The 8,214-nt window shown below is 45.1% G+C and carries 4 protein-coding genes; 3 read left to right on the top strand and 1 reads right to left on the bottom strand.

All coding sequences use genetic code 11. The annotated features are described in order from the left end of the window. Nucleotides 1-252: 252 nt before the first annotated feature. The 3 genes from nadC (at nucleotide 253) to RH949_RS17560 (ending at nucleotide 7,133) form a co-directional block, all read left to right on the top strand. Nucleotides 253-1,122, top strand: coding sequence for a carboxylating nicotinate-nucleotide diphosphorylase (nadC, locus tag RH949_RS17570; RefSeq protein WP_044209903.1), 870 nt, complete (start codon nucleotides 253-255; stop codon nucleotides 1,120-1,122). An 83-nt stretch (nucleotides 1,123-1,205) separates the two neighbouring features. Continuing rightward, nucleotides 1,206-2,963, top strand: coding sequence for an arginine--tRNA ligase (argS, locus tag RH949_RS17565; RefSeq protein ID WP_446354899.1), 1,758 nt, complete (start codon nucleotides 1,206-1,208; stop codon nucleotides 2,961-2,963). A gap of 990 nt (nucleotides 2,964-3,953) precedes the next feature. Continuing rightward, entirely contained in the window at nucleotides 3,954-7,133 is a 3,180-nt protein-coding gene (locus RH949_RS17560) for a right-handed parallel beta-helix repeat-containing protein (RefSeq protein ID WP_446354897.1), read from the top strand. A 435-nt stretch (nucleotides 7,134-7,568) separates the two neighbouring features. Here the strand turns inward: RH949_RS17560 and RH949_RS17555 are convergent, their stop codons facing one another. Beyond that, the gene (locus RH949_RS17555; protein WP_446354895.1) at nucleotides 7,569-8,135 is read right to left on the bottom strand and encodes a PEP-CTERM sorting domain-containing protein; all 567 of its coding nucleotides are present in this window, start codon (nucleotides 8,133-8,135) and stop codon (nucleotides 7,569-7,571) included. Between the last annotated feature and the right edge of the window lie 79 nt (nucleotides 8,136-8,214).

Raw genomic sequence — 8,214 nt, 5'->3', positions numbered from 1 at the left:
CGAAGTTTTTTGACAAGGAGTTTTGTATGCTTGGCTTTCAAACTATTGATTTGTCTTGGTTCGGACGCTTGGATGTGGAGTGAACTCCGTTTCAAGCGCATTTACCAATGTAGTGGCTATTTCTGGAGTTGTCAACCTTTTTTTCAAATTTTTTTTGGAGAAGTCAAAAACCCTTTCCCAGAGGGCAATCTGAGCTATGTTAAATCTAGAGCTAACCCGACCAGCTTGAGAAAATTACCCCTGTTTGTTCAGATGAGAGCTTTACCGCCATTGATCCTGCTAGATCCGATCCTCCAGAACTGGTTGTTAGAGGATATTGGTCGAGGCGATCGCACTACTCAAGGCTTGTGGGAAGCCCCAGACAAAATTGTCCAAGCCGAATGGACGGCTAAAGCAGGGGGAGTGATTGCTGGATTGCCGATCGCGAAACGGATCTTCCAACTCTTAAGTGATCAAACCAGTTTTGTTGCCGTTGTAGCTGAAGGGGAAGACTGTCATCCTGGACAGGTCATTGCTCGTTTACATGGCTCTCTGGATACCCTCTTAATGGGAGAACGAGTGGCTCTCAACCTAGCGATGCACTTAAGCGGCATTTCTACCCTTACCCGCAAATATGCCGATCAACTTGCTGATCTTCCGACTCAACTCGTCGATACCCGTAAAACTACCCCTGGGCTAAGACTGCTGGAAAAATATGCCACTCAAGTTGGTGGTGCCATTAATCATCGTTTCGGCTTAGATGATGCCGTGATGATTAAAGACAATCATATAGTGGCAGCAGGTAGCATCAAAGACGCGATCGCTCGTATCCGGGAACAAATGCCCTACCCCCTAAGGATTGAAGTCGAAACCGAAACCCTAGAGCAAGTGACAGAAGCCTTAGAGCAGGGGGCTGACATTATCATGCTGGACAATATGCCCTTGGAGAGGATGCGACAGGCGGTACATAAGATTCGCGGCAAAAATGACCGACTCAAAATTGAAGCCTCTGGGAATATCACCCTGGACACCATTCGTGCTGTAGCCCAAACCGGTGTAGACTATATTTCCACGAGTGCCCCCATAACTCGTTCCACTTGGCTGGATTTAAGTATGAACTTACTGGACGAGAATCGCATTTAAAGTTCATTCCCTAATATTTTGATTAAGCCATTTCTCCCTAATTCTTGGCAACCTCTTATCGTTTCAACTCTTTACCTAGCGCAATGACTTCAACCTTGGAACAACTAAAAGCCAAATGTGAGCAAGCATTAATTGCTGCCTTTGGTGAAACGATGGCAGGTACAGATCCAATGTTAGTTCCTGCCAGTAACCCCAAATTTGGTGATTATCAATCGAATGCGGCACTCTCTCTGGCAAAACCGCTAGGTCAACCCCCACGAGCGATCGCACAGATGCTGATCAACCATCTAGATGTTGCTGATATCTGCTACACCCCCACAGTAGCTGGACCCGGTTTTATTAATTTCACACTCAAACCCGCCTATTTAGAAGCCAAGCTGAATAGGAATCTCACCCACCCTCACTTAGGTGTAGAACCCGCCAAACAGCCCCAACGAGTGGTTGTGGATTTTTCCAGTCCAAACATTGCTAAAGAAATGCATGTCGGTCATCTGCGCTCCACTATTATTGGTGACTGCATTGCCCGTATTTTGGAATTTCGAGATCATGATGTCTTGCGCCTCAATCATGTCGGAGATTGGGGAACTCAATTTGGCATGTTAATTACCTATCTTCGGGAAGTTTGCCCAGAGGCATTAACCACGGCTGAGGCGGTTGATTTAGGAGATTTAGTCAGCTTTTATCGACAAGCTAAAAAACGATTTGATACCGATGAAGTCTTCCAAGAAGCTGCACGACAGGAAGTCGTGAAACTGCAAGCTGGGGCTGAAGATACCAAACGAGCTTGGCAGTTGCTGTGTGAGCAATCCCGGCGGGAATTTCAGGTCATTTATGATTTACTGGATGTGCATATCACCGAACGGGGTGAATCATTCTATAACCCCTTACTTCCCGATGTCGTAAAAGATTTAGAACAATCAGGCTTATTAGTGGAAGACCAAGGTGCTAAATGCGTTTTTTTAGAAGGATTTACGAATAAAAAAGGTGAACCTTTACCCTTAATTGTGCAAAAGTCGGATGGGGGTTATAACTATGCCACAACTGACTTAGCCGCACTACGCTACCGGATTGATCAAAATGGGGCAAATCGGATTATTTATGTTACTGATGCTGGACAAGCGAATCATTTTGCCCAAGTATTTCAGGTTGCACAACGAGCAGGTTGGTTACCGGAGATTGTTGAAATCGTGCATGTTCCCTTTGGATTGGTACTAGGGGAAGACGGGAAAAAGCTAAAAACTCGGTCTGGAGAGACAGTACGATTGCGGGATTTATTAGATCAAGCGATCGCGCGTGCGCGTGCTGATCTGGAAACTCGCATCCAAGCAGAAGGTCGCCAGGAAACCGAGGAGTTCATTGAACATGTGGCTCAAGTGGTTGGTATGGCGGCGGTCAAATATGCTGACCTCAGTCAAAATCGCACCAGCAACTATGTGTTTAGCTTCGATAAGATGCTATCGCTCAAAGGAAATACAGCACCGTATCTGCTGTATGCTTATGCCCGGATTCAAAGTATTGGTCGCAAAGGTGGCATTGATTTTGAGCAGTTAAGAACATCTACTCAAGTCTCATTAAAAGAAGACCAAGAAGCAACACTAGCTAAACATCTACTACAAGTCAACGAGGTAATTAAAGAAGTTGAGCAAGAGTTATTGCCTAATCGTCTTTGTCAGTATTTGTATGAACTGAGCGAGAAATTCAGTCAATTTTATGACCAATGTCCTGTACTTAAAGCGGAGGAATCCGTGAGACTATCACGATTAATATTGTGTGACTTAACAGCCCAAACGTTGAAACTGGGATTGTCGTTACTCGGTATTTCGGTACTTGAACGGATGTAGAAAACATCCCCGTTTGCCAAAGGATAGCCTTTCAATCTGATCAAACGCTGGTTAAAGGGGGATAACTGAGGATCTGCTGAATAAGTGTTGTGGTGAGGGGGAGCGGGGGAACACCTCGACTTCGCTCGGTGTGTCAGCTGGGAGAGCTGGGGGAGCAAGGGTACATTTGTCCTGAGCAAGGTGATGCCATACTTATGAAGGATGCTAAGCTGTTCGGCATTTAAACCTTAATGTCAATAATGACGAAATCCTTGTAGTGCGTTAAGCGAAGCCATGCCGCAGGCTTTGCATCTTGCTCGCTACTAATACCCAATTTAAATCGTGAAAAGTAAGGCTTGATACCAAGTTGCATTCAAAGATATAACTTTCCCTCCCTCTGCTCCCCCTGCTCCCCCTGATTTTCCTATCTACTATGTTTGAGCGCAACTCGGTATGAGATCCTCGACCACATCTTCAGGAATGCGAATTGTAATACTGGTCATATTTACGGAATTTTCACATAAATCGAGCCATTCTTCATCAACGCTTATCCCAAAAGCTTCTGGAGAACAGTTAAGCTACTAGGTAAGACGATATACATCGCTTACTCCCAAGTTGCAATTAGTGTATCTCACTCCTTATCCCGTTCTCAGTGGATCGAGAACGGGATTTTCCATTATTGGGTGGTACCATTTTGATAAATAAAAAGGGATAAAGTATCGGGATCAATAACAACGGACAAAGAAGCCATGACCAACGACCAGACCCAACTTTACAGAAACTTCATCGATTTTTCATATAAACTTTATCGTAGCTACACACAACTCCTGCCACTTGGGTAGATAATAAAAATATAGATGAAATCTTTTTCCCACCCTTGGAAAAGTCCCCGAAAGGGGATTTTTTTTTGGCGACATAACTTAACAAAACTTCAACCCATAATCCCCTTTGCCGGATTCCCGAAAGCGATAACTGTAAGAGGGGGTGACGATTGTACTCACCCTCTGATTAATGAAAATCTCAGCTCAAGCCCTCTGTGTTGGATTACTTGTTTCTGGAGGGTTAACTTCGCCTGTCATTGCCCAAACCCTTGAGTCGGAAACCGATACGCCCCGTTCACTGACTGAAGGAACTGCCACAGATTTGAGAGTCTTACCCCGTATAGGCGGCCAGTTTACCAGCGAAGGAGCCGGCTATCAAGACCCATTTTTTAGTCTGGAAGGCTTTGTTCCGATTACTCAGAATCCCGGAAGTACCGTGACATTTCTGGAAGGGCAATTACGCCTGTTCACCGACTCCACGATGGGCGGAACGATTCTTCTGGGACAACGATTTTACAATTCCACGCAAAACCGGATTCTCGGAGGCTATCTTTCCTACGATACCCGCGATACCGGAAACAGCTTGTTTCACCAAATTGGTGCAGGGTTTGAACGACTAGGAGACGATTGGGATTTGCGGGTGAATGCGTATTTGCCAGTTGGTGAACGCCGCCCAGAGGTGGATGAGTCGTTCTCCCTGCGCGGATTTCAGGAGAATAATTTACTTCTCAATCATCGCCAGCGCTTTGAAGCAGCAATGGCGGGATTTGATATTGAAGCGGGGGGACGGTTATTGCGATTAGGGGCGGGAGATTTACGGGGATATGCAGGGTTTTATTACTATGGTGGGGAGGGAACAGATAATGCGATTGGGATTCGAGGGCGATTGGAAGCACATCCTACGGATTATCTGAATCTGGGTTTATCAGTGCAAACTGACCAAATCTTTGACACTCGGATTGTCCTCAGTTTAGGCGCAACCTTTCCTGGAACTCGTCCCCGTGGGGTTGAATCAGGTAGCGCTTTTGCGCGTATGGGGGAATCGGTGGGACGTATCGCCACCATTGTTGTTGATGAACAAACCGAAAATGAGCAAGTTGCGGCGATAAATCCCCAAACGGGTCAACCTTGGCAGTTTCAACAGGTCACGTTGGGGAGGAGTACCGGAAATGGTACGTTTGAAACACCGTTTGGGACAGTGCAAGATGCATTGAGTGTGGCACAAGCTGATGATATTGTTTATGTGCAAGTGGGTACGACATCTGAGACAGAAGGGTTTCAGTTTGCTGATGGAGTAACGGTACTCTCAGCAGCATTACCCCAATACATTGATACTCAGCAACTAGGTACGCTTCAGTTACCCTTATCGGGAAGCGGTGAGTTTCCCACGATTACAGGAACAGTAACCCTAGCCAATAATACCACCCTGACTGGCTTTGCGATCGCGAATGCCACGGGGAATGGTATCCAAGGCGCGGCTATTGAGAATGTGACGATTCAAGATAACCGCATCACCAATGCCACAGGACAAGGGATTAGTCTCATCGATGTAACTGGAACCAGTGCGATCGCTCGTAATGTTATCACAAATAGTGGTCAGCAGGGCGTTTTTATTCAAGCATCGGGAACCACTCAACAAGAACTCACCCTAGATAGTAATCAAATCAGTGACAGTGGTGGTCAAGGTGTTTTTATTCAATCCTCTGGTGAGGTGCAACAGCAATTAACCGCAACCAATAATCAAATTACTAATAGTGTCGGTCAAGGATTTTATCTGGCTGGGAATAATAATAGTCGTCAAGTCTTTGACGTTTTAAATACAAGTATTAGTAACACCGTCTTGGATGAAAATGGGGATGGTGGTCAAGGTCTTTTCCTGCAAGCCAATGCCAGCGCCCAGCAAACCTTGACTCTGGAAACCTTAACGGTTACTGAAAGTGCAGGTCAAGGCATCTTTATCGCCGCCAATGGTAACGAAAATGACTTGATGCAGCAATCTATCCAAAATTTTAACCTCAGCAACGCCACCGTTAGCGAGAGTACAGGACAAGGACTTTTTATCGCGGCGAATAATAACAGTCAACAAACTTTTGATATTGATGCCAGTAGCATTAACCAGACTCGCCTCGGCAGTAATGGGGATGGCGGGCAAGGCGTCTTTATTCAGGGAAATCGCGTCGCTGTTCAAGATTTCACCCTCAACGATACCACAGTCACAAATAGCGCTGGACAAGGTATTTTAATTGCTACCAATGGTGATGAAAAGGACTTAACGGTTCAATCGAGACAGGAGTTTAAATTAAATGGCACGGAAGTGAGTGATACTGTAGGTCAGGGAATTTTTATTGCCGCCAACAATAACAGCGAACAAGTCTTTAATATCGATAGCAGCACGATTCGCAATATTGAACTCGACGCCCAAGGCGAAGGTGGACAAGGAATTTTTGTGCAAGGTAATCGTATGGCAGTCCAGGAGTTTCAGATTGATAGTCCCACGATAACCAACAATGCTGGACAGGGTATTTTTGTGACAACGAATGGAGATGAAAATGACCTCAGTGTACAATCACGGCAAGAGTTTGCCATCACAGATGCCCAGATTCGTGAGAGTACAGGTCAGGGAATTTTCATGAGCGCTAATAACAATAGCACTCAAAAGTTTGAGATTACAAATAGTACGATTAATGATACGACATTGAATAATCTCGACAGTGGCGGTCAAGGGGTTTTTGTCCAAGCCAATAGCATTGCCCAGCAAGACTTCACGATTGATAATGTCCAAATTAGTGATAGTCAGGGTCAAGGTATTTTTGTTGGGGCGAATGGGGATGAGAAGAATCCCGAACTCCAATCTCAGCAACGGTTTCAGATTAGTAATGTGCAGATTAGTAATAGCACAGGTCAGGGAATTTTTGTATCGGCGAATAATAATAGCCGCCAGGAGTTTGAGATTGAAACCAGTACAATTAGCGGTACAACTCCCACCAGTGAAACGGATGGAGGTCAAGGCATTTTTGTCCAGGGAAATGCTGTCTCGGTGCAAGATTATCGGATTAACAATACCATGGTTACGGATAATGCCAGTCAGGGTATCTTTTTGCAAACGAATGGCAATGCTGAAACTCTTGCCGATGTAGAGTTGACAATTTTGGATAAAAATGCTATTCCGGGATTTAATGCCGTACTCAATAGCGATCGCAGCTTTTGCCTAGCCCTAACTGAGAATACAAGCACGACAGAGTTCCAGCTTCAGCGCAATGATGGCACATTCAAGGTCGTTAATCTCGATAATCTCCCTCAAACTAATACAGGAACCGTTAATTTTGCCCCCACCCTGGAAGACTTTACCAACGTTTCTCAGTGTAATTGAGGGTATTGTAGGGGCGGGTTTAGCCATTTAATTGACGGGTATACCGATAACTGATCAACAAAACCCGCCCTCTTGTCGTTTAGATTTGAAACAAAGGACGTAGCGTGCTTCTCAAGGGCAGCGGGTACGAGAAATGACAAATGACTATTTTGTCAAGATCAGTTTTAGATCAAGAGCAAACTGCGTCAGAACTGATCTAGAAGATCGTCTAGCTTATGAGCCAATATAATAAGTAGCAAGACTCCAGATGCAGTCATCAACCAAATAACTCTGCCTGAAGGAGAAAAGCATACACCCTGATACTTGTCCTCAGCCTTTCACAGAAAGCGCTGAGGTTTTTCGTATATGGGGGATTGCACATCGCCGTTCAACACTAAGTCAACTTCATGGTTGATGGTTCATAGTTCATAGCAATCCGCAATCAACGATGAACAATCAACGACGAAGCCCAAACTTTGTTCTTACCAACCAGCCAAAACCCAAAATGCCAAGCCCAAAAACAGCACTAGGTTCTGGTACAGAAACCGAGGCGGGACGCAACGAGTAGGTGACACTACCATTACCCACCTCAAAGGAGGTTTCATCGATATAGTTAAACTGGTCTCCTCCTCCCAAGCCATTGGGATTGTCGCCAAATATGGAGAAAATGGCGTTATTCGAGACTGTATATTGCAATCCCACTAGGCTTCCCTGGTTAAATTCGACAAAGGGAAAACCAAAGTCAACTAGATAGTCATCTGCTTCGGTATAGGTAACCCCTAAAAAGTCAAAGGATATAGACAATCCCTCTGCAATTCCCACCGATTCGACCCCACTTGCGGTTAGGGTCGAGTCATCATAGCTGAAAAACCCCTGATATTGGGTATCGGTCAATGAACCTGTGGTCACATCCACCGTGAAATCGTAGGTAATGATCGCCGCTTGTGCTGAGTTAGTCTCAATTGTGGCAAAGCTCAAAGCTACTCCAGCCGTAGCAACCGCTAATTTTTGGTAGTTCTTCACCCTATCCCTCCAGTTTGGCTCTGTTGCAATATGATATAAAATTTGAATCTGCGTATTAGTTTTATCGTAAAGCTCTAAC

This window comes from Coleofasciculus sp. A1-SPW-01 (assembly GCF_040217205.1).
In the GTDB taxonomy this organism is placed as follows: domain Bacteria; phylum Cyanobacteriota; class Cyanobacteriia; order Cyanobacteriales; family Coleofasciculaceae; genus Coleofasciculus; species Coleofasciculus chthonoplastes_A.
This window is presented reverse-complemented; position numbering and strand designations above follow the sequence as displayed.

Coding starts and splice junctions, on each gene's coding strand:
- RH949_RS17560 (WP_446354897.1), top strand. CDS start 3,954: ATGAAAATCTCAGCTCAAGCCCTCTGTGTTGGATTACTTGTTTCTGGA.
- argS (WP_446354899.1), top strand. CDS start 1,206: ATGACTTCAACCTTGGAACAACTAAAAGCCAAATGTGAGCAAGCATTA.
- nadC (WP_044209903.1), top strand. CDS start 253: ATGAGAGCTTTACCGCCATTGATCCTGCTAGATCCGATCCTCCAGAAC.